We start from the raw sequence: 23,921 nt of genomic DNA, 5'->3' as shown, positions 1-23,921 counted from the left end.
GGCGGCGCGGGCAAACCGGGAATCTCGTTTGGCGTTTGGCGCTGCGGCGGTGCTGCCCACGGGGCCGGGCCGCGCGACCCTGCCTGTGCTAGACGTGCGCGCCATGAGCGTCGAGGTTGGCATCGTCGGACTGCCCAATGTGGGCAAGAGCACCCTGTTCAACGCGCTGACGGCCGCCAAGGCCGAGGCGCAGAATTACCCCTTCTGCACGATCGAGCCCAACGTCGGCGCCGTCCCTGTCCCTGACGACCGGCTCACGACGCTCGCGAAGTTCATCAAGACCGAGAAGATCATCCCTGCCATGGTGCAGGTGGTCGACATCGCCGGGCTCGTGCGCGGCGCGAGCACGGGCGAGGGGCTAGGGAACAAATTCCTGAGTCATATCCGTGAGGTAGATGCCATCCTCCACGTGGTCCGCTGCTTCACGCTCGCGGACGTCGTGCACGTCGACGGCGGGGTCGACCCGCTCCGCGACATCGACACGATCGAGACGGAGCTGATGCTGGCCGACCTCGGCTCCCTCGAGGGGATGCTGGAGCGCACGCGGAAGCAGGCCAAGGGCGACAAGGAGCTCCTCCCGAAGATCGCGCTCATGGAGAAGTGCCTCGAGGCGCTCCAGGCCGGCAAGCCCGTCCGCGGGCTCTCCTTCGACGACGAGCAGCGGAAGGTCGTGAAGACGTTCGGCCTGATCACGGCGAAGAAGGTCCTCTACGTGGCGAACGTCGACGAGTCCGACGTCTCCGGCACGGGCCCGCTCGCGACGAAGGTGCGCGAGCGGGCCGCCTCCGAGGGCAGCGGCGTCGTGCCGGTCTGCAGCAAGCTCGAGGCGGAGCTGAACGAGCTCGCGCCCGACGAGCGCAAGGAGATGCTCGAGAGCCTCGGCATGAAGGAGCCCGCGCTCTCGACGCTCGCGCGCGAGGCCTACCGGCTGCTCGGCCTCCAGAGCTACTTCACAGCCGGTCCCAAGGAGATCCGCGCCTGGACGATCCCGATCGGGTGTACGGCGCCGCAGGCCGCGGGGGTCATCCACACCGATTTCGAGAAGGGCTTCATCCGGGCGGAGGTCTACAAGGTGGACGACCTCGTCGAGCACAGGACCGAGGCCGCCATCCGCGCCGCTGGCAAGCTGCGCGTCGAGGGCAAGACGTACGTCTTCCAGGACGCCGACGTCGCGCACTTCCTCTTCAACGTCTGACCGTCCGTCCCACGAGCGCGCCCGCCGCCGTCGCTCTCCCTGAGCGCGCCCGGTGCGCCCCTGCTTCGCGGGCGGCGCGGCACCGCCGTTGCTCCTCCGGCGTTCGCGCAGGCGCGGTGTGCCGGCCACGACCGCCGGCGCTCCGCGGACCTCGCGCTTCTCGGACGGAGGCAGGACGGTGCCCAGGGCGAGCGTCGGCGCGTGGTGTGTGCTGGTTCTCCTCTCCTCGTGGGGGAGCGCCGCGGCGGGCTGCGTCGCGGATGCCACCGACGTCCCGCCCGAGGAGGCGGGCGCCCCGGACCCGGGCGGCGGCGCGGCGCGGGCGCCTGTTCCGCCCGCGCTATGCGATTTGCCGCGCGGGTTCTCGGAGGGCGCGCCGCCCCGCTTTCCAGCGGTGCCCGCGCCGGCCATCGGCCACAGGCCATTTGCGGAGCCCGGCGACGACGTCTTCGGCCGCTTCCTGCGATCCACCGTCGTCTTCTGTGGGCCCGACGAGCAGCCGTATTTCCTTCACTATCGCTTTTACCTCACTGGCCCGTTCTCGGGCCGATGGCTGCGCCCGCCGCTGGTCCAGCCGCTCTGACCGCGCCCCACTGCCCAGCCCGCCTGGCGGCCGGAGCCGTCGCCGTTCGTCGCCGTTCTTTGGACGATCGCGCCGATGGCCGCGGCGCCCCGTCCGGTTTTTTGACCCCCTGGATCCGCTCGGCTACCTCCTTCGCCTTCACGGGACGAAAGGACGATCATTTGGGCGCACTCAAAGGATCCATCTCATTCTCGAAGTTCTATGTCCGCGGCGAGCTCACCGAGGGGTTCCGCGACAGGTTCGTCGAGCGAATCCAGCTCCGCGCGTTCCGGCCGCTCACGGTCGAAGAGGACGCGGAGCAGCGCGCCGGGTGGTGCTCCATCGAGAACCCGCTCGATTGCGAGCTCGATCACGGCAAGATCTTCTTCAACTCGTACATCAACCTCGGGCTCAGGACCGATCGCTGGCAGGTGCCCTCGGCGCTCTTCAAGGCGCATTTCGCCGAGGCGGAGCGGGAGCACCTCGCGAAGCGCGGGCGCGAAAAGCTCGGGCGGCGCGAGAAGGAGGAGCTCCGGGCCGTCGTGTCGAGGAAGCTCCGCGCGCAGCTCATGCCGGTGATGAAGGTCGTGGATCTGTCCTGGAACCTGGAGGCCGGCGTCGTCCGGTTCTGGAACCAGTCACCGCGCGCGCACGAGGGGCTCTCGGAGCTCTTCGAAGAGACCTTCGAGCTCGATCTCGTGCCGGAGAGCCCGTATACCGCCGCCCGTGAGCTCGGCTTGTCGGCCGAGCAGCTGGCCGCGTTCGAGCTGCTCAAACCCACGGTCTTCCACGCTGAATCGACCCTTGGAGGTGCCCTGTGAGCCTCGCTGAGCTGATCGAGCAGCGCCGGTTCGTCGGCCGCGAATTCCTTGTCTGGCTCTGGTTCGAGAGCGAGCTCTTCGAGGGCCGCTTCTCCCTGGACGCCCTCGGCGTCTGCGAGCTCTGGCTCGAGGGGCAGATCACGCTCGTCCAGGAGAAGGAGCAGAGCCGGCTCAAGGGCGCGGCGCCGAGCAGCGCCCCCGAGGCCCACGAGGCGCTGCGCCAGGGCAAGCTCCCGTCGCACGCGCGCGTCCGCGTCACGCGCGGAGAGCTCGAGTATGCCTTCCTGTTCAACGCCGACGCGTTCTCGCTCTCGGGCGTGAAGATCCCGAGCGTCGTCAAGGACGCCGCGGACGAGCAGTTCTACGAGCGCATGTACCTCATCGAGGAGCTCGAGACGCTCTTCACCGCGCTCTACGGCGAGTTCCTCGCGCTCCGCCTCGGCGCCGCCTGGGAGTCCGGGGTGGCGCCGTTCATCCGCACCTGGGTCCGGGGCGAGCCCGTCGACACGGCCGCGTATCAGAAGCTCCGGGGCAAGCTCGCGCCCGTCCGCGGCGCGGCGAGGTCGAGGACGACCCCGCCGCCAGCGGAGAGGCCCGAGCGCGCGGCGCGCGTCGTCGCCTGAGCGCGCCGGCCGCCGTGCGCCGGCCACGCCGCGCAGGGCCGGCGCGCTCGCGCAGCCACGTCTACTTCACCTTGTCATAGACCTGCCTCGCCATCGCGAGGTGCTCCCGGAGCAGCGGCAGCCCCGTGGCGGCGAAGCGCCTCACGTCGGCGTCCTTCGCCTCCTTCGTGGCCTCCTCGAACTCCTCGACGTCGTCCTCGTGGTCGTCGACCATCTCGCTCATGTACTTCCGGTCGAACTCGGCCCCTGTCTTCCTGGACAGCTCGTCGACCTCCTCGCGCTGTTCCTGAGAGAGCTCCTGCGGCACGGGCACGCCCTTCTGCTGCGCGAGCGCCGCGAGCCGCTTGTTCATCGCCGCGTGGTCGTCGATCATCCGCTGCGCGAAGCGCTTCACGTCCGGGCTCGCGGCGCGCTGCTGCGCGAGCTGCCCGAGCCGCACCTCCAGCAGCCCTCCCTGGCCGGCCTCCTCCACGAACTCCCGATCCGATTCGTTGAGCTTGGTCTGGTTGGCTCGGGCTTGCTCCCTTGCCGGGCGCTGCCCCTCTGCAGCTGTGGAGACCGGCAAGGACGCTGCCGCCATCATGATGGTGAATAGAACCGGCTTGAGCATCTCCTTCCCTCCTTGTCCTGGCGGTCGTCCACGACCGCGCCGAGCGATCCATCGTCCCGCGACGGCCGCGCTCCACGGCTCGGCGCCTCCGGTCGAGCCGCCCGCCGTTTGTCGTGAGGTCGGGGCGCTCTGGCAAGGGGCGCAGCGAGCAGGTGATCGCCTCCGACTGGAAGGGCAAAAGGCTCCCGAGAACTGGGCCCCGGCCGATCGCTCCATCTACGGTTGGCGCCTGTGGTCGGCGAGTTCTTCAAGCGCCTCACGAACGGCGTCGTCTTCCTCCTCGCCGCCCTGACCTTCTTCCTCGTCCCCATCGGCAGGAAGACGGCCGCGCAGCACCTCGTCGCGATCGTCTCGACACCGCCGGCCAGGGAGGCCGCCTCGGCCTTCGCCCACATCGCTCGGCGCATCGCCACCGAGGCGAGCACCGAGCTGGACAAGCTCCGCCGCCCGCCGCCCTCGCAGCGCGAGCCGAAGCCGGCGACCGCGAAGGTGAGGCCGCCGCCGTAGCCGTCCCCGCCGTCGTTGCGGGTTGATCGCGCCGGGCGGCTCGCGCTGCTCGGCCCGCGCCGGGGGCTCAGCCCTTGCGCGGATCCTTCACGTTCGGGTGCTCGTTGTAGAAAGCGTCGAGGCTCTCGCGGGAGATCTCCGCCTCGATATCGCCGTCTCTCAAGATCTTCGCCTGACAGCCGAGGCGGCTCGTCGACCGGACGTCGAAGGCCTTGTCGAGGATGTCCTCCTCGTCCTCCTCGGCCTCGCTGAGGAGCTCGCGCCCCTTCGTGACGTAGACGTGGCAGGTGGAGCACGCGCAGACGCCGCCGCATGCGTCGCCCTCGGGCGCGCCCACGGACTTCGACGCCTGGAGGACGGACGAGCCCACCGGGGCCTCGACCTCCCACGCGCGTCCGTGCGCCAGAAATCGGACCTTGGCCATCAGCTCCTCCTCGCCTCGACGCCGGCCTTCGCCGCGCCAGCGCCGCCCGCCTCGACCTGCGCGTGGCTCGCGTCGTCCCCGCCGTGCTCGGCCAGGTGCGCGTCCACGCCCTTCGCCGCGGCGACCTTCGCCTCGACGTCCTCGACCTGCTTGCCCGCGATCGCCCTGGCCACGGCGCGGTCCATCCGCCGCCCTGCCCACCCGTGCGTCGCCTCGTCGAGCGCCTCCGTGCGCGCCAGGATCAGCCCCGGCTTGTCCCCGCGGATCGCCGCGTCGAGGCCCTTCAGCGCGCCCTCGATCGCCTCGCGCTCACCGGGATCCAGCAGATCGGCGTCCGCGGAGAGCGCCTTGCGCGTCGCCATCGCCACGCGCTCGCCCTCGACCCGCGCCTCGACCAGCCGGCGCTTGAGAAGGTCCTCCTCCCCGTGGTCCAGCGCCGCGAGGAGCATGGTCTCGACCTCCTCGTCCGTCAGCCCGTAGCTCGGCTTGACCTCGACCTTCTGCTCGACCCCCGTCGTCTGCTCGCGCGCGGTCACGCCGAGCAGGCCGTCGGCGTCCACGCGGAACGTCACCTCGAGTCGCGCCATGCCCGCGGGCATCGGCGGGATCCCCTTCAGCACGAAGCGCGCGAGCGAACGGCAGTCGGCGGCGAGCTCCCGCTCGCCCTGCACGATGTGCAGATCGAACCCGGTCTGGTTGTCCGCGTAGGTCGTGAAGACCTGCCGCGCCCCCGCCGGGATCGTCGTGTTCCTCGGCAGGATCTTCTCGGCGACGCCGCCCATCGTCTCGATGCCGAGCGACAGCGGCAGCACGTCGAGCAGGAGCACCTCGTCCGCGCGATCCATCGAGCCGGCCAGGATGTCGGCCTGGATGGCCGCGCCCAGCGCGACGACCTCCTCCGGATCGATGTCCTTGAGCGGCTCCTTGCCGAAGAGGCGCGCCACGTAGTCGCGCACGTGGGGCACGCGCGTCGCGCCGCCCACGAGGATCACGCCGTCGAGGTCCGCGGCCTGGACGCCCGCGTCGCGGAGCGCGCGGCGGCACGCGACGCCGGTGCGCTCCAGGAGCGGCGTGATGAGCGCGTTCAGCTCGTCGCGGGTCACGGTGACCAGCTTCGACGCCGGGCCGCCCGTCGCCTCGGCCGCCTGCACGGGCAGCTCGATCTCGATCTGCGTCGCGTCGGTCAGCGCGTGCTTGATGCTGCGGGCGGTGTCGAGCGCGAGCCGCACCACCTCGGGCGTGCGCCGCGTCGCGCCCATCTCCTCGAGCAGCCGCTCCGCGAGCGCCCTGTCCATGTCGTCGCCGCCGAGCGAGCTGTCGCCCCCCGTGGACTTCACCTGGAAGACCCCGTTGTCGAGCAGGAGGACGGTGACGTCGAACGTCCCGCCGCCGAGGTCGTACACCGCGAACAGGCCGTTCTGCTGCTTGTCGAGCCCGTACGCCAGCGCCGCGGCGGTCGGCTCGTTGAGCAGGCGCAGCACCTCCAGCCCGGCCAGCCTGCCGGCGTCCTTGGTCGCCTGCCGCTGGGCGTCGTCGAAGTACGCCGGCACCGTGATCACCGCGCCGCCCACGGAGCGGAGCTCGCGCTCCGCCGAGGTGCGGAGCTCCTTCAAGATCTCCGCCGACACCTCGACGGGCGTCACGACCGCGTCCCGCACCTTGAAGCGCACGCTCTTCGCGTCGTCGGGGCCCTTCGGCTCCGCGAACTCGTACGGCCCGAGCCGCCGCGTCTCCGGATCGTTCGCGCCGCGGCCCATGAAGCGCTTCACGCTGACGATGGTCTCGCGGGGGTGGCTCTGCGCGAGCCGCCGCGCGCTGTCGCCCACGACCGCGCGGCCGCGCTCGTCGTAGTGCACGACCGACGGCACCAGCCGCTCTCCATTGCAGTCGTCGATGACCACCGGGCGGCCGTCGCGCACGCGGGCGACGAGCGAGTTCGTCGTCCCGAGATCGATGCCGATCGGGCTGGGCCTTGCCTTGGGGTCGAAAATTTCGAGGAGGGTCATTTCAATCTGCGAGCTCTTCTTCGATGGCGCTCACTTCTTCGAGGAACCGCCGGATGTAGCGGAGCTCGCTGAGCAAGGCGAGCACGCCCTGCAGCTGCTCCGGATCATTCCCTGCGGCGGCGAAGGCGCCCTGGATCGCCGTGAGGGTCGCCTGCTCGCGCGCGAGCATCGCCTCGCCTAGCCGCGCGATCCGCGCGGGATCGTGCCCCTTCGCCGCCTCGGCGAGCTCTTCGCGCGATTCCATCATCTCCATGAGCAGGGCGGGGGAGGCCTTCTGCTCGCCCTCCTCGCCCCGCGCGACCCCGGCGCGCTGGAGCAGCGCCTCGGCCCGGCGGATCGGATCCTTGAGGACGCGCAGGGCGTCGTTCGCCTCGATCGCGCGGCCGAGCGCGAGCCGGCGCTCGGCCGCTGGGGCGCCCGCGTAGCGATCGGGGTGGAGCGCGCGGGAGAGATCGCGGTGGCGCTGCTCCAGCGCGCGCAGGTCGAGGTCGAACCGCGGCTCGACGCCCAGGGTATCGAAGGGATCGGTCATGGCGTGCTCTGGGGAAGGCGCCTCGGAGACGGGGCGGGCGCTCCCTGCGGCGGCTCAGGCCACCGTGAACGAGTGTCCGCAGCCGCAGCGCGTCGCCTCGTGCGGGTTCTTGAACTTGAAGCCCTGGAACATGAGCGTCTTCTCCCAGTCGAGCACCGAGCCGCCCAGGTAGAGGATGCTCTTCTTGTCGCAGAAGACGCGCACGGTCGCCTTGTCCGGCTCGGCGAACTCCAGGACGAGGTCGCCGGACCGGGGCGGCTTGTCCTCGAACTCGATGACGTAGGAGAACCCGGAGCAGCCGCCGCCGCGGATCCCGACCCGGATGGCGCCCTCGGGCGTGCCGCGCTTGGCGAGCTGCGCCCGGATGGCCTGCACCGCGGCGTCGCTCACCGAGAGCGTCCGCTTCGACTTTGCCTCCGGCTCGCCCGAGGCCCCGTCGCTGCGCGCGGGCGCGCCGTCGGCCGTCGCGGCGGGCGCGGCGTGCGGCCCGGTGTCCGCCGCCTTGGTCGTGGTCTGCTCACTGCTCTGCATGCGTCGTTCCTTCTCCGGTTCCGGTTCCGGTGCTGTGGGCCGCCTCCGCCCCGAAGCCCCGGCGCTGTTACTCCGCGCTCGCCGTCGCGGCGGCCGCGGCGGGGACCGAAGGCGCCGCGCCCGCGAGCTCCCTCTTCGCCTGCTGCTTGGCGCGGAAATCGGCGATGGCGCTCTTGATCGCGTCCTCGGCGAGGACCGAGCAATGGATCTTCACCGGAGGCAGGTGGAGCTCCTCGGCGATCATGCTGTTCTTGATCGTCTCGGCCTCGTCGATCGTCTTGCCCTTCAGCCACTCGGTGGCGAGCGACGACGACGCGATGGCCGACCCGCAGCCGAACGTCTTGAACTTCGCGTCCTCGATGACGCCGCCCTCGCCGACCTTGATCTGCAAGCGCATGACGTCGCCGCAGGCCGGAGCGCCGACGAGCCCGGTGCCGACGCTCTCGTCATTCTTGTCGAGCGTGCCGACGTTATGGGGGTTCTCGTAGTGCTCGATGACCTTATCGCTGTATGCCATGGCTCTCTCCTCGACCGTTTCCTTTCGTCTCGAAACCTTGCTCTGTCGGGCCGGCGGCGCCCGCGCCGCTCGTCAATGGGCCGCCCACTGCACGGTGTTCAGGTCGATCCCCTCTTTGTGCATCTCGTAGAGGGGCGACATGTCGCGCAGCTTGTTCACCTTCCGGATCACGAGGTCAGCCACGTAGTCGACCTCCTCCTCGGTGGTGAAGCGCCCGAGCCCGAACCGGATGGACGAGTGGGCGAGGTCGTCGCCGATGCCCATCGCGTGGAGGACGTAGGAGGGCTCCAGGCTGGCGCTCGTGCACGCCGAGCCGCTCGAGACCGCCACGTCCTTGATCGCCATCATCATGGCCTCGCCCTCGACGAAGCTGAACGACACGTTGAGGTTGCCCGGCAGCCGCCGATCGGGCGAGCCGTTCAGCTGGATGGCGTCGAGCTCCTTCCAGAGCCGGTTCCTGAGCCGCTCGCGCAGCGACAGGATGCGCGCCGACTCCGCCTCGCCCTCCTCCATGAGGATCTCGGCTGCCCTGGCGAACCCGACGATGCCGGGCACGTTGAGCGTGCCGGACCGCATGCCGAACTCGTGGCCGCCGCCGTCCATCTGCGCGGTGATGCGGACGCGCGGCTTCGACCTGCGCACGTACAGGAAGCCGATGCCCTTCGGGCCGTAGATCTTGTGGGCCGTCACCGACGCGAGGTCGACCCCCATCTGCTCGACGTTGAACGGGACCTTCCCGACCCCCTGCACCGCGTCGGAGTGGAGGAGGATGCCCTTCGATTTCGTGATCTTTCCGATCTCGGCGATGGGCTGGACCGTGCCGACCTCGTTGTTGGCCAGCATGATCGAGACAAGGATCGTCTTGTCGGTGATCGCCCGGGCGACGTCGTCCGGGTCGACCATCCCGTACTTGTCGACCTTGAGGTAGGTGACCTCGTAGCCCTGCTTCTCGAGCCGCTTGCAGGTGTCGAGCACCGCCTTGTGCTCGATGACGCTCGTGATGATGTGGTTGCCCTTGTCCTTGTAGAACTCGGCGACCCCCTTGATGGCGATGTTGTCGCTCTCGGTCGCGCCGGAGGTGAAGACGATCTCCTTGGGGTTCGAGGCGCCGATGAACCTGGCGAGCGTCTCGCGAGCGTGGCCGACCGCCTCCTCGGCCGTCCAGCCGAAGACGTGGCTCCGGCTCGCGGCGTTGCCGAATTTGCCGTTGAAATACGGCAACATCGCGTCGAGGACACGCTGATCGACGGGCGTCGTCGCGTGGTAGTCCATGTAGATCGGAAGCTGGATAGCCATGATGTTTCTCGCTCAGCGGTGATTCGAGCCGTGGCGGCAATGCCCATTGCCGCGGATCCCGGCGACGAGCTCGGGCTCAGCCGTGCTCTTGTCGTGGAGGTTACAGTTCGTACAGGCGGCGACGAGCTCTGCCGGGTCGCACGCCTCGCAGGTGTCGAGGTAGGCGAGGCTCGCCACGAGCTCGTGCTCGAGGGTCTTGAGGTGCGCGACCTGCTCCCGCACCTCTTCGAGCTTCTGCTGGTAGACGTGGCGGATCTGCGCCATCGCGCCGGGGGCCGAGGGGGACGACTCCCAGGTCGAGACGATCTGCTGGATCTGGCTCAGCGACAGGCCGAGGTCGTGGAGCTTGCCGATCCACCGGACGCGGGTCAGGGCCGCGTGATCGTAGAGCCGGTAGCGCCCCTTGGAGCGGGCGTGCGGCGTGAGCAAGCCCACCTCTTCGTAGTGGTGGATCGCCCGCACGGTTTTCCCGGTTGCCTTGGCGATGTCCCCCACCTGAAGGAGGCGCTCCTCCTCCTCGGCGCCACCGAGAGCCCCCACCAGGTCGTCCGTTCGGGACGTGCCGGACGTGACGGGCCCCGCGATGCTTTGCTCGTGGGCTAGCGGAAGGTGGTGGCGGGTGGTCATCGGATGGTCATCGGCCCGTCGCGCTCGAAACCGTGCTCGGTTGAAACCATGACCCTTACGTGCGCGTGAGGGTTGGGGACCTTGTAGGTCGGAGCGCCAAGACTGTCAACCGGGTCGTACGGGGCCAGCGTGAAACAGCGGAAGGAGGCGGAATCGGTGGCCGCTCGAGGTGCCGGAGGGCAATGTCACGGGCCACCGGCCGCGGCCGCGAGAGGCGGCTGCGCCGCGGCTGGTCGGGGCGGGAGGGCGCGCCTGCAGAGCCCGCCTCCATCGCCCTGTGCCGAGGCAGGCTGGCTGCTTTCCTGGGGTCGCGGGCCGTTCGGCGCCGATCCGGCGCTGTCGGCCCGGCGCTCCGCGAACGGGCGTTCCCGCCATCCATCGCCGCACAGGTATGGTATCACCTCCGCGACGATAGCGACGCGATGGCAGACAAGAAACGAATCCTGTTCGTGGGCTCGTTCAATCCCCCGGCTGACGGGAAGATGGGTGGGCAGTACTTTGCTTGTCGCTCTCTGATCGAGAGCGATCTGAAAGACGATTTCGATTTCCTCCTCGTCGACTCCACCCTCGACAGCATCCGGGTGCAATCGGCGCGCCGCAGGCTGCACAGGATCGCGCCGAGGGTGCTGAGGTGCGTCAGGGCGCTGCTCTTCTCTAGGGTGGATGCGGTCCTCTTGTTCTCGAGCTCGGGGCTGAGCTTCGTCGAGAAGGGATCGATCGGGCTCCTCGGCAAGCTGCTCGGCAAGAAGGTCGTCATCTTCCCTCGCTCGGGGCCGATCGTCGACAACGTCGCCAGGAGCAGGCTGTACAGGTCGTACCTGAGCGCCGTCGTGAGATCCTGCGATGTCGTGATATGCCAGAGCGAAACCTGGCGGAGCTTCTTCCAGAGCCTGGTCCCCGAGGCGTACGGGGACAAACTCGTCGTCATCGAGAACTGGCTGCCCGACTCCAGCTTCGGCGACGTGGGACACAAGGCATACCCTCGGGCCATGGACAGGCCCTTGAGGCTGCTCTATTTCAACCGGATCGAGCGGCAGAAGGGTATTTACGATTTCCTCGAGGCCATGCTCCTCTTACAGCGGGCGAACGCCTCGGTCAGCGCCAAGATCTACGGAGACGGAAGCGAGCTGGACAACGTGCGCAGGTTCATTGCCGAGAACCAGCTCGCGAACACCGAGTACATGGGCTGGCTCTCGACGGACAAGAACGAGGTCATCTCGTCTTTCGATCTGTGCGTGTTCACCTCGCACAGCGAAGGGTTCCCGAACGCCTTGCTCGAGGTCATGGCCCTCGGGGTCCCCGTCGTGTCCAGCAGGGTGGGCGCCGTGAACGATCTCGTGGTGTCCGGGAGAAATGGGCTCCTGGTGGACGTCGGGAGCCCGGGCCAGATCGCCGAGGCGGTCCTGACCGTCCTCCGCGAGCCGGCGCTGCTGGAGGAGTTCTCGCGGCGCTCGCTCGAGAGGGTGAGGCAGACCAACAGGATGGGTCATGCCGTGACCAAGTTCAGAGACCTGTTATCGACGCTATGAAGAACCCTTCTGTGCTGCTGTATCGGCTGGGAAACTTCTTTTATCGAAACAACCTGACCTTCGTCGCCACGCTCATCACGTGGTTGAACAGGTTCGTGTTCGCGGTCTTCGTTCCCTCCTCGGCCACGATCGGGGCGAATTTCAGGCTCGCTTACTGGGGGCTCGGGGTCGTGATCCACACGAGGACGGTCATCGGCGACAACTGCCTCGTCTGCCAGAACGTCACGATAGGGAGAAACTTCGGCAGCCAGGGCGTCCCGCGCCTGGGCAACGACGTCTATGTCGGAGCGGGGAGCGCGATCTTCGGCGACATCGCCATCGGGGATAACGTGATCATCGGAGCCAACAGCGTCGTGAACAAGGACGTGCCGTCCAACTCCGTCGTCGCCGGGAATCCGTTCAGGATCATCGCGTCCGACAGGAAGCTCAAGTACTACGAGCTGGATAACCCGAGCGCCTGATCCGCAGGATCGGGTCGGCCGGACCGCGTGACCGGGCGCATCTCCACGCGCGCCCTGTTCCATGGCGCGCGTCCATGGCGCGCGTGGCCCGCGCGCGCCTGCATCGCCACGGGCGCCCTGGCTTCGCCGGGCCGGGGAGCGCCCGGGGCGACGCGCTGCGACATCCGTCCAGATTTGTCCTGGACCGAGCTGGGAAACCGTGATTCCTTTCGCGAGGCACCCGCCCCGCCGGCGGCCCTGCCCTAGCGAGGACGTGATGAGCAACGCGGCGTCGTCGGCCGGAGACAAGGCAGGAAAAGCGCATTGGAATCAAGTGTGGTCGAACCGGTCGCTCCCGAAGCCGGTGGATCCGCACGCGCGTGGGCTTCGGCAATACGTGCGCCAGGCATTTCATCGGGAGTTCGTCCGCGCGTTCGAGGGCATGGACACGAAGGGGCAACGCCTGCTGGAGATCGGCTGTGGTCGTTCCGCCTGGCTCCCCTACCTCGCGCGTGAGTTTGGCTTTCAGGTCAGCGGGCTCGACTATACCGAGATTGGCTGCGCGCAGGAGCGGGACATCCTCGCGAGCGCCGGCGTCCCTGGCGAGATCGTGTGCGCCGATCTGTTCGAGCCTCCGGAGCGCTTCGTGGGCGCCTTCGACGCGGTGGTGTCGCTCGGCGTTGTCGAGCACTTCGAGGACACGGCGGGCTGCCTCCGCGCGTGCGCGCGCTACCTGCGCCCAGGCGGGCGCATCGTCACGGAGATCCCGAACATGCGCGGGCTCGTGGGGTGGGTGGCCAAGGTCACCGACAGGCCCACCTACGACGTTCATGTTCCGCTGGATCGCGAGGCGCTGGTGAAGGCGCATCGCGACGCGGGCCTCCATGTGCTGCGGAGCGACTACATCCTTCCGCTGGACGTCAGCCTCTTCGGCGTGGGCAGCATCGGGTCACGCTGGCTCCGCCTGCCGGCGGTCGGCGCTGCCTCCGCCGTTGCTGAGCTCGTCTGGGCGCTCGACGCACGCGGCCTGGCTCCCCGACCGAACGCCGTCACGTCCCCGTACATCTTCTGCGTCGCCGAAAAGAGCTGATGGCCCGACTCCATCACACCATGGAGTCTCGGGCCAGAAAGCGCACACCAGGCGCGGGCTCCATCGCTGTTATGGAGCGCCACGCGCCTCGCGAGGGGCTCCAAGCCCTGCGGGGACGAAAAGGGCCCGCCGAGGCCACGTCTCTGTCCCGATGAAGGCGTTTCCGCTTTCACGGCAAGCCCCGCCACGGCCGAGTCCGGCATAACGACATTGTCACCAGGTCGACGCACCATGGTAGACACTCACAGGTAAAATTGTTCGATGTGACTGTAAATTGTAAGCGGCAGCGGAACATTCCAGATGCTCGCCGCATTCCAAAGCCTGCTCCTGGGTTGTTCCGTGTGCTGACTTGGGGTACTAGGTGCGCACCAACAACGGGCTGTCCGCCATGGTGATGAGCTATGAATGTCGCCCGCCGCGCCGCACCTTAGGGGTGCGGGATTTCCAGAGGAGCGAGCGATGGTAAGTACGCTCACGGCGGTCATTCTGGCGCTGGTGCTCTCGTGGGCAGCGACGCCGCTCGCGCGCCGCTTGGCGGTGACGGTGGGGGCAGTGGATGAACCGACCGCGCGACGCGTACACACGCGGCGCGTCCCGCGCCTGGGCGGGCTCGCGATCGTGGCGGGTTTCGTGCTGCCGCTGTTCATCCTGGTCGCGCTGAGGACGCAAATCGGGCTGATGTGGTTCTCGCAGCACTCGCTGGTAGTGGGGCTGCTGGCTGGAGGGCTGGCGATCGCCGCGGTCGGCGCCTGGGACGATACGAAGGGAATGCGCGCGCGGCACAAGCTGGCCGCGCAGGTCCTCGTCGCGTCGATCGCCTGGGCCTTCGGGCTCCGCCTCGAGTGCGTGACGCTGCCGTACTTCGGGCATGTATCGTTCTGGCCGCTCTCGTTCCTGGTGACGATTCCGTGGTTCGTCGCCATCATCAACGCGGTCAACCTGATCGACGGGCTCGACGGGCTCGCGGCGGGCGTCGGCTTCTTCGCCTGCGTCGCGAACTTCATCACCGCGTACCTCGGCGGCTACCCCGGCAACATGGTGATCTGCCTGCTCGCGGCGACGCTCGCGGGCGCGATCGTGGGGTTCCTGTTTCACAACTTTCACCCCGCGACGATCTTCATGGGGGACACCGGGAGCATGTTCCTTGGGTTCATGCTGGCCGCGATCCCTCTCTTCGGCGTGGGCACGCACAAGGGCGGCACTGCGCTCGCCGTCATGGTGCCGCTGCTCGCGCTGGGCCTGCCGATCTTCGACATGATCTCGGCGATGGTGCGGCGTTATGTCGCTCGCCGGCCGATCTTCTCCGCCGATCGTTCGCACATCCACCACAAGCTGCTCGACAAGGGCCACTCCCATCGCAGCGCGGTGCTGATCCTGTATGGGCTCAGCCTGCTGTTCACCGTTGTCGCGCTGGTGGCGTATGTCGGCCGCTCGCTCGAGATCGGGTTCGCCCTCGTCGCCTGCAGCGTGGTGCTCTTCATCGTGGTGCGCACGGCGGGCTCGCTCCCGCTCTTCGGGGCGCAGCCGCAGGACCCCCGGCGCGCCCGCGAGGCCACCGTGGAGGCGCTGCGCCGCGCTGTGCCGTGGGCGCTGATGGAGATCGAGGCCGCGAGCGGCGTGGACAAGCTGCGCCCGGTGCTCGAGCGCTTTGCCGAGGAGGCGAAGCTCGTCGCGCTCGAGGTGAGCTCCGCCGGGGCCAACGGCAGCGCGCGCGTGAAGCCCTGGAGCTGGGAGCAGGACGCGGCGACGGCGCAGCAGCTCCGCGAGGCGGTGGTCGCGGTGTTCCCGATCCAGCTCGAGGGCGAGACCGTCGAGCTGCGCTTCCGCTGGGACAGCGAGGAGTGCGCGGTCAATCCGCAGGCCGACATGCTGCTGCAGCTCGTCGTGGACTCTGCAGAGCGCCTGCTGCTGCGCCGGCCGCCGCCCCGCACGCGGGATTCGCGCCCGCACGGGCGCTTCTCGGTGGTGTGAGGGCCGCTATCCCGCGCTGATGTGTTCGTGCCGCCGGACTGATTGAGGAGATATCGTGGATATTGCCCGCAAGATCGTTGGTCTCAACTGCAAGACGAACGAGCTCTATTATCGTTTCAGCGATCATGCGCATTACTGGAAGGTCTACCAGGGCATCGTGGACGAGGCGGTCGCGCCGGCGACGGACATCATCCACCTCGGCTGCGGGCCGCTGTGGTTCGGCAAGGTCGCGACGGTGCCTCTCGACGGCAAGACCATCTACGCGGTCGATCCGGATGAGGAGGCGCTCGCGCGCAACCCGGCGCAGCGGCATATCTGCGCGTACGGCGAGTCGATCCCGCTGCCCGACGGCTGCGCGGACGTGATCGCCGCGGACCACCTGCTCGAGCACCTCGAGCGGCCCGAGGCGGTGCTGCGCGAGGCGCACCGCCTGCTGCGGCCGGGAGGGCGGTTCGTGTTCACGGCGCCGAACCTCCTCTCCTATTCGGGCCTCGCGACCCACCTCACGCCGCACTGGTTTCATACGCTCTACGTCGGGCTGCTGCGCGGGACGAGCGGCAGCGACAATGCCAAGCCGTACCCGACGTACTTCCGCATGAACACGGTCTGGGCCGTGAAGCGCCTCGCGAAGGCCGCGGGCTTCCGCGTCGACAAGCTCGCTACCGGGGTCGACCACCCGAGCTACACGGTGTTGATCCCCGGGCTCCACCAGGCTGCGCTGGCGCTGCACCTCGTGCTCGACAAGGTCGAGGCGCTCGCCCCTTTTCGCATCACGCTCACAGGCAGCCTCGTCCGCGAGTAGCGCACGAAGACGCGCCCGGTCTAAAAGCGGATGCGAAAGCCGGCGCGCCAGGCGTCGCGCACGTCACCGCGCCCGGAGAACACCGTGGCCGCCTGGGGCTTCCGAAAGCAGGAGTGCCACACGCCCGGGCTCCGCTCGGGCGTGAGCTGGATGCCCTCGATCTCGATGGGCTGGCGTCGCAAGACGGCCTCGTCGAGCCTGAGCCGGGAGCAGGCGCTCGTCCTGCCGCCCAGGATGTCGTCGAGGACCACGAGCTCCCGAGCGGACAGCTCCACCGTCCGGCGATGCCGGGGGGCTCCGGGGAGAGCTCGATACCCGTCGTGCTCAGCCTCGACGGCGACGTGCGCCGAGGCGCGCTCGAGCCTGCGCACCCCGGCGCGCGCCCGGCGGCCGACGCGGAAGGCGCTCCACACCTCGCTCGAATCCACGTCGCCGAGCTCCACCGTGTTGTGGACGCGCGTGGAGCGGGTGGTCTGCCGGTCGCCGTCGGTCTTGTAGCTGGAGACCCCGTAGTCGACGACAGCGCGCTCTCCGCGGAGCCATAGCTCGAAGGTGAGCGCGTCCGCGTGCACGTGCCCGGGCTGATAGGAGGCTCCATCCATCCCCGCGTCGAGCGCGAGCCAGGCCCGGTCGCCGAACCGCAGGATCACCCAGCCGGTGGCCGCGAGGTGGTCGAGCGACGGCGTGTCGTCCGGCGGCGCGCCGGGCGCTCCCCGCCCGCCACCGGAGGCCCTGCCCGGCGTGAAGAGGCCGAGGTCCTCGCCGAGGGCGAGGACGTGGTCGAGCTCCGGCGCGGCGTCGAGCGACGCATCGTTGAAGAGCGGGTACGAGCCGTCCGGCGCGCGCACGGCGGCGGCCCACTCGAGCGCCCTCTCCGCCGTGGTCCTCCAGCGCTCGGGCACCTCGCGGCCGGCCGCCTGCGCGAGCTCGATGGCTTCGAGCAGCCCGGCCGTCAGCGCGAGGTGGTACGACGCGGAGAGCTCGAAATGGCCGCCGTCCGCGAGGAATTGCTCCGGCAGCTGCCACGCCAGGATCGCGGAGCCGAGCCGCCACCACGCCTCGGCCTCGGGCCCCTGGGCTACGGCGCCGCCGCACACGAGCCCGATCGCGTTCTCCAGGAGGTGATTGGCGAGCAGGTGAAGCTCGAGGCCAAGCGCGATGGCCCGACACGCGCGCGCCAGCTCGGCAGAGAGCCCGGGGCGGCCGAGGCGCGCCGCCGCCGCGAGCCGGCGGGCGCGCACCGACGCGGGAAACGGGTGTGACGCGATCGGATCGTCCCACGCGCTAGGGGCGGGGAGGGTCGGCTCGGCACCGAGCTCATAGCCGTAGGCGCGCTCGTAGGCGTGCAGGAGCGACCCTTCGGGAATGGCGGCCAGCCGCGCGCGCCCGCGCTCCTTCTCCGCGTCGGCGAAGGCCGCGAACCGCGGGCTCGACGGGGCAAAGCCCGGCCGGAGGCGAGGCGCCAGCGCCGCGCTCGGCCCCCCGCCGAGCGCGCGGTGGCCGAGCGCGATCGGGCGGGCGAGGACCTGCAGTGGATGGAGCTGGACGAGGGTGCGGGCGATCCGCGGGAGGTTCATCGCTTGCTCCTGCTCCGGCCTTCACGAGAGCGCGAGCGGGAGAGCACGCGCTCCAGCACATCGACATACTCGCGCGCGAGCATGTCGCGCTCGAACGAGCGCATCACGTAGGCCCGCCCTGCCGGCCCCATGCGCCTTCGCCGCTCGGGATCAGAGGCGAGCTCGACGATCGCCCGGGTCATGGCCGGTACGTCTTCCGGGGGAGCGAAGACGCCGGCGCTCGCCTCCTCGACGATGGACCGCGCTTCTCCGTCGACCGAGATCACGATGGGCCGCTCCATGGCGAGGATCTCGAAGATCTTGGACGGGATGACCGTGTGAAAGAGCTCGGTCTTGCGCAGGGGAACGAGGCAGATATCGGCGGTCGCATACACCTCGGTGACCGCATCGCGCGGGAGGGGGCCGAGGAACGTCACGTTGGAGAGCCCGAGCTCCCGGGCGCGCGCCTCCAGGCTGGCCCGCTCCGCCCCCTCGCCGACGAACAGGAAGCGAATGTCGTCGCGGGCGCGCAGGCCGCGCGCCACATCGAGCACGGCGGAGAGGCCGTGCGCCATGCCGTGCGTTCCGACGTACGCCACGACGAGGCGGTCGCCGAAGCCGAGCTTCTCCCGGAGCGGCGTGTCGCGCGAGGCGGGGGTGAAGCGCCCGAGGTCCACGCCGTTCCTGATGACGTCGATCTTGTCGGCGCGGACTCCTCGCTGGATGAGCCGCTCCCGGAAGCTCTGCGTGACGACCACGATCCCGTCGGACGCCTCGTAGAGGTGCTCCTCGACGCGCGTGAGCCCGCGCACGACCGCGTGCCCGGCCGACAGCGCGCCCACGGCCACGATCGACTCGGGCCAGAGGTCGCGCACCTCGAACACGAACGGCAGCCCGCGGAGCCTTGAGAGCCCGTAGCCGGCCACGGCCGCGAGGAACTGGGGGCTCGTCGCGATGAGGATGTCGGCCTGCGGTAAACCGAGCTGCGCGAGCGAGAGCGCAGACAGGGCGAAGGACCCATACGCGAGCGAGCGGCGCACCTTGCCCCGGTTGGCGGCGGCGTAGATCCAGGTGCGGAGGACCCGGACCCCGTGGAAGTCCTCCTCCACGCGGAGCCGACCTCGATAGGCAGCCGGGATCACGCCTGTCGGGTGGTTCGGCATGCCCGTCAGGACCGTGACCTCGTGTCCGGCACGCCGCCAGGCCCGGGCGAGCTCGGAGACACGCGCGGCGGGGGCCCCGGACTCGGGGGGAAAGTAGGGAGAGACGTAGAGGATGCGCATGAGGGCTTCAGGAGGTCCGTGCGTGGGAAGCGAGCTTCGCTGCCGATGAACGAGGGGCTTCAGCAGCTCAGGATGAGCTCCTTGATCTCGGTTCCGCCATGGATGCTGTCGATGTGCCCGAAGCCGCCCTCCGTTCGCGCGAACAGCGAGGCCTTCTCGGCGTCGCGGTTGTCGATCACAAGGAGCAGCCCGTCAGGCGCGAGCGCGCGCCAGAAATTGCGCGCGGCTCGGCGGATCTGATCGTCGGAGAAATAGGCGCGGTTCAGGATGTTCGCTGCCTTGACGACCGTCGGCGCGGGGCCGTCCCACGGCTGGAAGATGTCGTGGGGCCTGAGGCGCACGCGCGCGTCACGGCGCGCGATCTCGCGGAGCCGCGGCTGGACGAGCGATACCTCCGGATAGGCCGGGTCGAACGGCGGGATGGCGCCGCGCCACCCGGGGAGCACCCAGCGCGGCCAGCGGCGCGAGCCCGCCGCTACGGGATAGAACAGCAAGCGCGGGGTGGCGGCGAGGACGCAGGCGCCGTCCGCATCATAGAAGAACGCGCGCCCGCGGTCGTCGGCGCGCACCCGGAGCGAGAGCGCCCTGTCCGTCACATAGTACGCCTCGAAGGCGTCGCCGAGCGCGGTGATCAGATCGAGCGCCGTGCTCCCGTCGGAGGCACCGACATCGAGGACGACGGGGCTCTTCTGGCGGAGCGCTCCCACGAGGAGGGCGTCGCTCTGCCGGTGCCTGCCCGGCCGCGTCGTCTTGTAGGTGCCGCCCAGCAAGAGGACGGAGATCCGCTCCGAGAACACCTCGGGCGACGTGATCTCCTCGGGCCGGAGAAGGGCCCGCGGGTCCGGGAAGCAGACCCTGCGAGGCAGCATGCGCGCCGGCCAGCCTGAACGGTTCAAACGAAAGGGAAATCTCATGACGATAGGGACCTGGCTTCTCCGCTCTTCATGTTCCGACGCCGCGCGCCGCGCGGTCCATCCTGCGGCTTGCGGGCGCGCGGTCCCGCGTTGTCCTCGCGCCGGCCAACCCCGGTCGGCGCGGCTACCGCCCCAGCGCCGACGAGGGCCCGAGGCGCGGATCGCGCGGGCGCTGCCCGGAGCTCCGGCGTGTCGGGCCCAGGGCGGCCAGCCCGCGCCGCAGGTGCGCGACCACCGAGGTGAGCACGACCGCCGCGAGCAGCGCGATCCCCAGCGACACCGTGATCTTGAGCAGCGCGGTCAGCTCGCCGCGAAACTGGTTGTACGCGAACGAGGCGAGGTTCACCGCCGCGGCGCGGGCGAGCAGGGGCGAGCCGCGCGCGCCGGCCACGAGGAGCGGCATCATGAAGAAGAGCGAGCTGAAGACCGCGATCTCGATGGCCGTGCCGGCGAGCCCGAAGTTCAGGTACCCTTCGGCGGCGGCGCCCATCGCGAAGCCGGCGCCGCGGCGCGCGAGGTCGGGGGCCGTCCACATGGCATATCGCTGCGCGAGGCCGAGCGGTCGCTCGCTCCAGAGCGGCTTGGGCACCAGGATGAGGAACGCGTTCACCCAGCTCTCGCCTGGGTAGCTGATGATGGGCGGCTGCTCGTTCACGACGCTGACGAGGTTGGCGTAGACGCGCTGGAGCTCTCCGATCTCCAGCGGGTTCTCGATCCGCTCGAGGTACGCGCTGGCCGACGATATCTGCGCGTCGAGCCCGCTGCCCTGCTCGGCGCGGGCGCCTTCCACGACGATGCCGTAGAAGAGGACGCCCACCATTCCGATGGCCAGCCATACGCGTCGGATCTGGATGCCGAAGGCATGCACGGCGAGCGCGACGGAGAGGACCGTCCAGACGAGGGGGCCACGCCGGCCCATGATCGTGTTGAGCAGGAAGCTCACGAAGAAGCAGAACCCCGCGAGCGAGACCACCCTCGGCACGGCCAGCCCCGCCTTGCGGAGCGATACGACCCGGAGGAGGAGGTAAACGACGGCCACCCCGATGAGATGCCAGCCGCCGGTGAGCAGCCCTTTGCCATCCGCCTCGAGGTGATTGGAGGCGTAGTTCATCGAGAAGAACCGCCCCACGCCGATCGTGGCGATCCACGTGACCACGAGCCCCAGGCCCACCATGCCGACGAGGATCGTGGCCCAGTCCTGGTCCAGCGTCGCCTTGGGCCTGTGCGCCGGGACCAGGCGCTGCAGGTCGGGTGCTTCCTGGGGCCGGCTCAGCGCGGTGCAGGCGAGGGCGCACCCGACCGCGCCGGCATAGGCCACCCGCATGGCTGCCGTCTCATGGCTCGACAGGGAGAACTCGCGGGAGATGAGGAGGCGCAGGATGGGTGAGTAGGCGACGCTGAGGAAATAGGCGGCTGGTATGTAGGTCTCTGGATCCAGCGGATGGAACCGGGGGCCGCTGGCGCGGGCGAACGACGGGGCGGCCAGCAAGAGCAAGAGGCCGATCGTCCATCCGCGGCCGTCGCCGAGCGCTCCCTCGAGGATCGGGCCGAGGGCCGCCAGCGTCCCGACGAGGAGCGTCGCGGTCATCCGGCCGAGGGGCGTCTTCGCCCGCCGCGCGGGCGCCGCGCCGGGGGGGCGCGCAGCGCCGCGCGCGCGGGGGAGTCTCAGCGAGGGCAACGGCGGCGCTCCTCAGTTCGGCAAGGGGGGTGGAGAGGGGGGCGGAGGAGCGTCCGTCGGGGCCGGGGGCGCCGGCTCGGAGGGCGCGTGGTAATAGCCGTCCTTCCTGTCGCCATAGTAGTGGTAAACCCCGTACTCTTGGCGCTTCAGATCGACGGCGTTCAGCACGACGCCCACGGTCTTGCCGCCGACGTCGAGCAGCGCGCGGATCCCATAGCGCGCGAAGTCGTGCCTCGTCGAGGAGGCGCGCACGACGAGGACCGTGCCGTCGACCAGCGTCGACAGCACGGCGCCGTCGGTGACCGCGACGATGGGAGGGCTGTCGATGATGACCCGGTCGAAGCGGCTCTGGAGCTTCTGGAGCAGCGCCTGGAAGCGAGCGCTGTGCAAGAGCTCCGCCGGGTTCGGCGGGATCGGGCCTGCCGGGATGACGTAGAGGTTCTCCACCTCGGTCTTGAGCGCGCTCTCGTCGTCCACCACGGAGTCGTCGAGCAACGCGCTGGTGACGCCGAGCTCCGGGCTCTTGCCGAAGATCTGGTGGATGCGCGGCTTGCGGAGATCGCAATCGATGAGGACGACCTTCTGTCCGGCCTGCGCCATGGCGACCGCGATGCAGCAGCACACGGTCGTCTTGCCCTCGCTGGGGCCGGCGCTGGTGATGAGGAGCGTCTTGTAAGGCCGGTCGGGCGACATGAAGAGCAGGTTGGTCCGGATCGCGCGCGCCGCCTCGGCGATCCCGCTCGTCGGCTGATCGTGCACGACGAGCTCGCGCCGGCCCAGCGGGGGCGCGGCCTTGCCGCGGTGGCGCGCCCTGCGGCGCTGGGCGTCCTTCTGGTCCCGCTTGTCGAACTCCGGGAGGAGCCCGAGGAAGGGCAGCCCGAGCTCCCGCTCGACCTCATCCGGCGTCCGCAGCGTGCGATCGAGCATCGCCCGCGCCAGCGCGGCGCCGATCCCGAGGAGCAGCCCGGCGAGGATGCCTATCCCGATGTTGACGCCGACGCGCGGCCGCAGCGCGGTGAGCGGGAAGTTCGGCCGATCGAGGACGTGGATGTTGTTCACCCGCAGCATTCGCTGGAGATCGCTCTCCTTCGTGCGCTCCAGGACGAGCTGGTACAGCTTCTCTGTGTTGTCCTTCGTCCTGCGGAGTCGATCGTACTCGATCTTGAGTGAGTTCAGCTCGAACGCCTGCTTCTTCGCGTCCTCGAGCAGCCCCACGAGGCCCCCCTCCTGGCGCTTCACGATGGCGAGATCGCGGTTGACCGCGCCCTGAACGTTCTTGATCTCGGCGACCAGCGCGCTCCTGTTGGCGGCGACCCGCTCGGTCGCGGCGCGGACGTCGGGGTGGTTTTCACCCTTGCCGGAGCCGATGAGCGCGTCGCGCTCACGGACGCACTCCTCCTGGCGCGCGCGCAGCATCTGGAGGACCGGGCTCTGGATGAGCTCGGAGGCGGGGAGGTCGAGCGGGGTGTTCGGGTCGAGCTTCGACAGCTCGTGGCTCCGGGCCGCGAACTCTTCACGTTTCGTGCGCACGGACGTGAGAGCGTCGTTGATCTGCTTCATCTCCTCGCGCAGCAGGTTCGTCTTGTCCTCGAAATCGACGTCGAGGATGTTCTTGCTGAGCTTGTATTCGTGGAGCGACGTCTCGCTCGTCTCGAGATCGTTCTTCAGCTTGTCGAGCTGCGCCCGGAGCCAATCGACTGCTGAGTTCGTCGAGGCGACCGCGTCATCGAGGTTCTGCTCGATGTAGATGTCCATCAACGTGGTGAGGATGCGCTGAGCCCGCTCGCGATCCGCGTCGTTGTAGCGGATCACCGCGAGGCGGCTGTCCTTCACGGGCTCGACAACGAGCCGCTCGCGCAGGAGCTCCGCGGCCTCCTCCGGGGTCACGGACATCGGCCCGGGCGAGGCCGCGTCCTTCGGGAGGTCCTTCAGAAAATAGGCATCGTTCTGCAGGTTGAGCTGGGCGACGACCGCCAGCGCCACCCGGATGGACCGGATGACCTTGTACTGGGTTTCATAGTACTCGCGGTTATTCCAGTACGAGCCGGCGCCCATGTCGACCACGGTGTCGACCCCGCGGCCGAGCGGCCGAGGAGGGTTCGGATCGAACTGCACCGTCGCCGCGGATTGATAGATCTTCTTCTGCCCGAGCGTATAGAACGTGACGCTGAGCGCGACCAGGAGCAGGGTGGTCAGCGCGATGGCCCAGTGCTTGCTGACCGTTCGCCAGGTGACGACGAGGTCGAACGCGCGCTCGCCTGCGGTGTCGTCGCGGAGAGCGGTCGTGGAGGGGGCTCTGGATTCGTCGGCCATAAGTCATGCGCTCGAAGCGCCTTCGTGGAGGGTAGAGGTCCGCGCGGAGGGCTAAGGTGCCCGCGGTGTCTCCAAAATTCAAGCCGGGGTTCTC

23 protein-coding genes are annotated in these 23,921 nt (G+C 69.4%); 10 read left to right on the top strand and 13 right to left on the bottom strand.

Annotated features, from left to right (window positions below):
* Positions 1-103: 103 nt before the first annotated feature.
* From ychF to WME82_RS39350, 4 genes are all read left to right on the top strand, one after another.
* The gene (gene ychF, locus WME82_RS39365; RefSeq protein WP_437741654.1) at positions 104-1,195 is read left to right on the top strand and encodes a redox-regulated ATPase YchF; all 1,092 of its coding nucleotides are present in this window, start codon (positions 104-106) and stop codon (positions 1,193-1,195) included.
* A gap of 118 nt (positions 1,196-1,313) precedes the next feature.
* Positions 1,314-1,778, top strand: coding sequence for a hypothetical protein (locus WME82_RS39360; RefSeq protein WP_438039508.1), 465 nt, complete (start codon positions 1,314-1,316; stop codon positions 1,776-1,778).
* Positions 1,779-1,939: 161 nt separating this feature from the next.
* A complete protein-coding gene (locus WME82_RS39355) occupies positions 1,940-2,578 on the top strand; it encodes a hypothetical protein (protein ID WP_437741652.1) in 639 nt (212 codons plus the stop codon).
* Entirely contained in the window at positions 2,575-3,201 is a 627-nt protein-coding gene (locus tag WME82_RS39350; RefSeq protein WP_437295126.1) for a hypothetical protein, read from the top strand. Before WME82_RS39355 ends, WME82_RS39350 begins: the two co-directional genes overlap by 4 nt.
* 61 nt (positions 3,202-3,262) lie before the next feature.
* Here WME82_RS39350 and WME82_RS39345 read toward each other — a convergent pair whose 3' ends face one another.
* On the bottom strand, positions 3,263-3,811 hold the full coding sequence (locus WME82_RS39345) for a DUF4142 domain-containing protein (protein WP_438039507.1): 549 nt from the start codon (positions 3,809-3,811) through the stop codon (positions 3,263-3,265).
* Between the two features lie 231 nt (positions 3,812-4,042).
* Between WME82_RS39345 and WME82_RS39340 the strand changes: the two genes are divergently transcribed.
* Positions 4,043-4,318, top strand: a complete 276-nt coding sequence (locus WME82_RS39340; protein WP_437741649.1) for a hypothetical protein — start codon at positions 4,043-4,045, stop codon at positions 4,316-4,318.
* A gap of 67 nt (positions 4,319-4,385) precedes the next feature.
* Here the strand turns inward: WME82_RS39340 and WME82_RS39335 are convergent, their stop codons facing one another.
* The 7 genes from WME82_RS39335 to WME82_RS39305 all read right to left on the bottom strand — a co-directional run bounded on the left by WME82_RS39335 (position 4,386) and on the right by WME82_RS39305 (position 10,164).
* Complete coding sequence (locus tag WME82_RS39335) at positions 4,386-4,742, bottom strand: 2Fe-2S iron-sulfur cluster-binding protein (protein ID WP_438039506.1); 357 nt, start codon at positions 4,740-4,742, stop codon at positions 4,386-4,388.
* Positions 4,742-6,748, bottom strand: a complete 2,007-nt coding sequence (gene hscA, locus WME82_RS39330; protein WP_437741648.1) for a Fe-S protein assembly chaperone HscA — start codon at positions 6,746-6,748, stop codon at positions 4,742-4,744. The genes WME82_RS39335 and hscA overlap by 1 nt, the downstream gene beginning before the upstream one ends.
* 1 nt (position 6,749) lies before the next feature.
* Positions 6,750-7,280, bottom strand: coding sequence for a Fe-S protein assembly co-chaperone HscB (hscB, locus tag WME82_RS39325; RefSeq protein WP_438039505.1), 531 nt, complete (start codon positions 7,278-7,280; stop codon positions 6,750-6,752).
* Positions 7,281-7,334: 54 nt separating this feature from the next.
* A complete protein-coding gene (locus WME82_RS39320) occupies positions 7,335-7,811 on the bottom strand; it encodes a HesB/IscA family protein (RefSeq protein ID WP_437741646.1) in 477 nt (158 codons plus the stop codon).
* A 67-nt stretch (positions 7,812-7,878) separates the two neighbouring features.
* Complete coding sequence (iscU, locus tag WME82_RS39315) at positions 7,879-8,328, bottom strand: Fe-S cluster assembly scaffold IscU (protein ID WP_437741645.1); 450 nt, start codon at positions 8,326-8,328, stop codon at positions 7,879-7,881.
* 72 nt (positions 8,329-8,400) lie between these two features.
* Complete coding sequence (locus WME82_RS39310) at positions 8,401-9,618, bottom strand: IscS subfamily cysteine desulfurase (protein ID WP_437719628.1); 1,218 nt, start codon at positions 9,616-9,618, stop codon at positions 8,401-8,403.
* Between the two features lie 18 nt (positions 9,619-9,636).
* Entirely contained in the window at positions 9,637-10,164 is a 528-nt protein-coding gene (locus tag WME82_RS39305; RefSeq protein WP_437741644.1) for a MerR family transcriptional regulator, read from the bottom strand.
* A gap of 509 nt (positions 10,165-10,673) precedes the next feature.
* Here WME82_RS39305 and WME82_RS39300 point away from each other — a divergent pair.
* The 5 genes from WME82_RS39300 to WME82_RS39280 all read left to right on the top strand — a co-directional run bounded on the left by WME82_RS39300 (position 10,674) and on the right by WME82_RS39280 (position 16,083).
* Positions 10,674-11,780 carry a glycosyltransferase family 4 protein gene (locus tag WME82_RS39300; RefSeq protein WP_437741643.1) on the top strand — a complete coding sequence of 369 codons (1,107 nt, stop codon included), beginning with the start codon at positions 10,674-10,676 and terminating at the stop codon, positions 11,778-11,780.
* The gene (locus tag WME82_RS39295) at positions 11,777-12,241 is read left to right on the top strand and encodes a serine O-acetyltransferase (protein WP_437741642.1); all 465 of its coding nucleotides are present in this window, start codon (positions 11,777-11,779) and stop codon (positions 12,239-12,241) included. Before WME82_RS39300 ends, WME82_RS39295 begins: the two co-directional genes overlap by 4 nt.
* Positions 12,242-12,617: 376 nt before the next feature.
* On the top strand, positions 12,618-13,310 hold the full coding sequence (locus tag WME82_RS39290; RefSeq protein WP_438039504.1) for an SAM-dependent methyltransferase: 693 nt from the start codon (positions 12,618-12,620) through the stop codon (positions 13,308-13,310).
* Positions 13,311-13,715: 405 nt separating this feature from the next.
* A complete protein-coding gene (locus WME82_RS39285; RefSeq protein ID WP_437853130.1) occupies positions 13,716-15,281 on the top strand; it encodes a glycosyltransferase family 4 protein in 1,566 nt (521 codons plus the stop codon).
* Between the two features lie 55 nt (positions 15,282-15,336).
* On the top strand, positions 15,337-16,083 hold the full coding sequence (locus tag WME82_RS39280) for a class I SAM-dependent methyltransferase (RefSeq protein ID WP_437545233.1): 747 nt from the start codon (positions 15,337-15,339) through the stop codon (positions 16,081-16,083).
* A gap of 20 nt (positions 16,084-16,103) precedes the next feature.
* On the opposite strand, the gene WME82_RS39275 is transcribed toward WME82_RS39280, so the two are convergent.
* From WME82_RS39275 to WME82_RS39255, 5 genes are all read right to left on the bottom strand, one after another.
* Positions 16,104-17,660: a heparinase II/III domain-containing protein gene (locus WME82_RS39275; protein ID WP_438039503.1), complete on the bottom strand. Its 1,557-nt coding sequence runs from the start codon at positions 17,658-17,660 to the stop codon at positions 16,104-16,106.
* A complete protein-coding gene (locus WME82_RS39270) occupies positions 17,657-18,922 on the bottom strand; it encodes a glycosyltransferase family 4 protein (RefSeq protein WP_438039502.1) in 1,266 nt (421 codons plus the stop codon). The genes WME82_RS39275 and WME82_RS39270 overlap by 4 nt, the downstream gene beginning before the upstream one ends.
* Positions 18,923-18,981: 59 nt before the next feature.
* Positions 18,982-19,791, bottom strand: coding sequence for a hypothetical protein (locus tag WME82_RS39265; protein ID WP_438039501.1), 810 nt, complete (start codon positions 19,789-19,791; stop codon positions 18,982-18,984).
* A gap of 169 nt (positions 19,792-19,960) precedes the next feature.
* Positions 19,961-21,514: a hypothetical protein gene (locus WME82_RS39260; protein ID WP_438039500.1), complete on the bottom strand. Its 1,554-nt coding sequence runs from the start codon at positions 21,512-21,514 to the stop codon at positions 19,961-19,963.
* Positions 21,515-21,526: 12 nt separating this feature from the next.
* Entirely contained in the window at positions 21,527-23,827 is a 2,301-nt protein-coding gene (locus WME82_RS39255; protein ID WP_438039499.1) for a GumC family protein, read from the bottom strand.
* Between the last annotated feature and the right edge of the window lie 94 nt (positions 23,828-23,921).

It is taken from the genome of Sorangium sp. So ce128 (assembly GCF_051525245.1).
GTDB lineage: Bacteria > Myxococcota_A > Polyangia > Polyangiales > Polyangiaceae > Sorangium > Sorangium cellulosum_B.
This window is presented reverse-complemented; position numbering and strand designations above follow the sequence as displayed.

Excerpts from the sequence above, each read along its gene's own strand:
- ychF (WP_437741654.1), top strand. The coding sequence starts at position 104 with ATGAGCGTCGAGGTTGGCATCGTCGGACTGCCCAATGTGGGCAAGAGC.
- WME82_RS39345 (WP_438039507.1), bottom strand. The coding sequence starts at position 3,811 with ATGCTCAAGCCGGTTCTATTCACCATCATGATGGCGGCAGCGTCCTTG.
- WME82_RS39335 (WP_438039506.1), bottom strand. The coding sequence starts at position 4,742 with ATGGCCAAGGTCCGATTTCTGGCGCACGGACGCGCGTGGGAGGTCGAG.
- hscA (WP_437741648.1), bottom strand. The coding sequence starts at position 6,748 with ATGACCCTCCTCGAAATTTTCGACCCCAAGGCAAGGCCCAGCCCGATC.
- hscB (WP_438039505.1), bottom strand. The coding sequence starts at position 7,280 with ATGACCGATCCCTTCGATACCCTGGGCGTCGAGCCGCGGTTCGACCTC.
- WME82_RS39320 (WP_437741646.1), bottom strand. The coding sequence starts at position 7,811 with ATGCAGAGCAGTGAGCAGACCACGACCAAGGCGGCGGACACCGGGCCG.
- iscU (WP_437741645.1), bottom strand. The coding sequence starts at position 8,328 with ATGGCATACAGCGATAAGGTCATCGAGCACTACGAGAACCCCCATAAC.
- WME82_RS39300 (WP_437741643.1), top strand. The coding sequence starts at position 10,674 with ATGGCAGACAAGAAACGAATCCTGTTCGTGGGCTCGTTCAATCCCCCG.
- WME82_RS39295 (WP_437741642.1), top strand. The coding sequence starts at position 11,777 with ATGAAGAACCCTTCTGTGCTGCTGTATCGGCTGGGAAACTTCTTTTAT.
- WME82_RS39285 (WP_437853130.1), top strand. The coding sequence starts at position 13,716 with ATGTCGCCCGCCGCGCCGCACCTTAGGGGTGCGGGATTTCCAGAGGAG.
- WME82_RS39275 (WP_438039503.1), bottom strand. The coding sequence starts at position 17,660 with ATGAACCTCCCGCGGATCGCCCGCACCCTCGTCCAGCTCCATCCACTG.
- WME82_RS39270 (WP_438039502.1), bottom strand. The coding sequence starts at position 18,922 with ATGCGCATCCTCTACGTCTCTCCCTACTTTCCCCCCGAGTCCGGGGCC.
- WME82_RS39265 (WP_438039501.1), bottom strand. The coding sequence starts at position 19,791 with ATGCTGCCTCGCAGGGTCTGCTTCCCGGACCCGCGGGCCCTTCTCCGG.
- WME82_RS39255 (WP_438039499.1), bottom strand. The coding sequence starts at position 23,827 with ATGGCCGACGAATCCAGAGCCCCCTCCACGACCGCTCTCCGCGACGAC.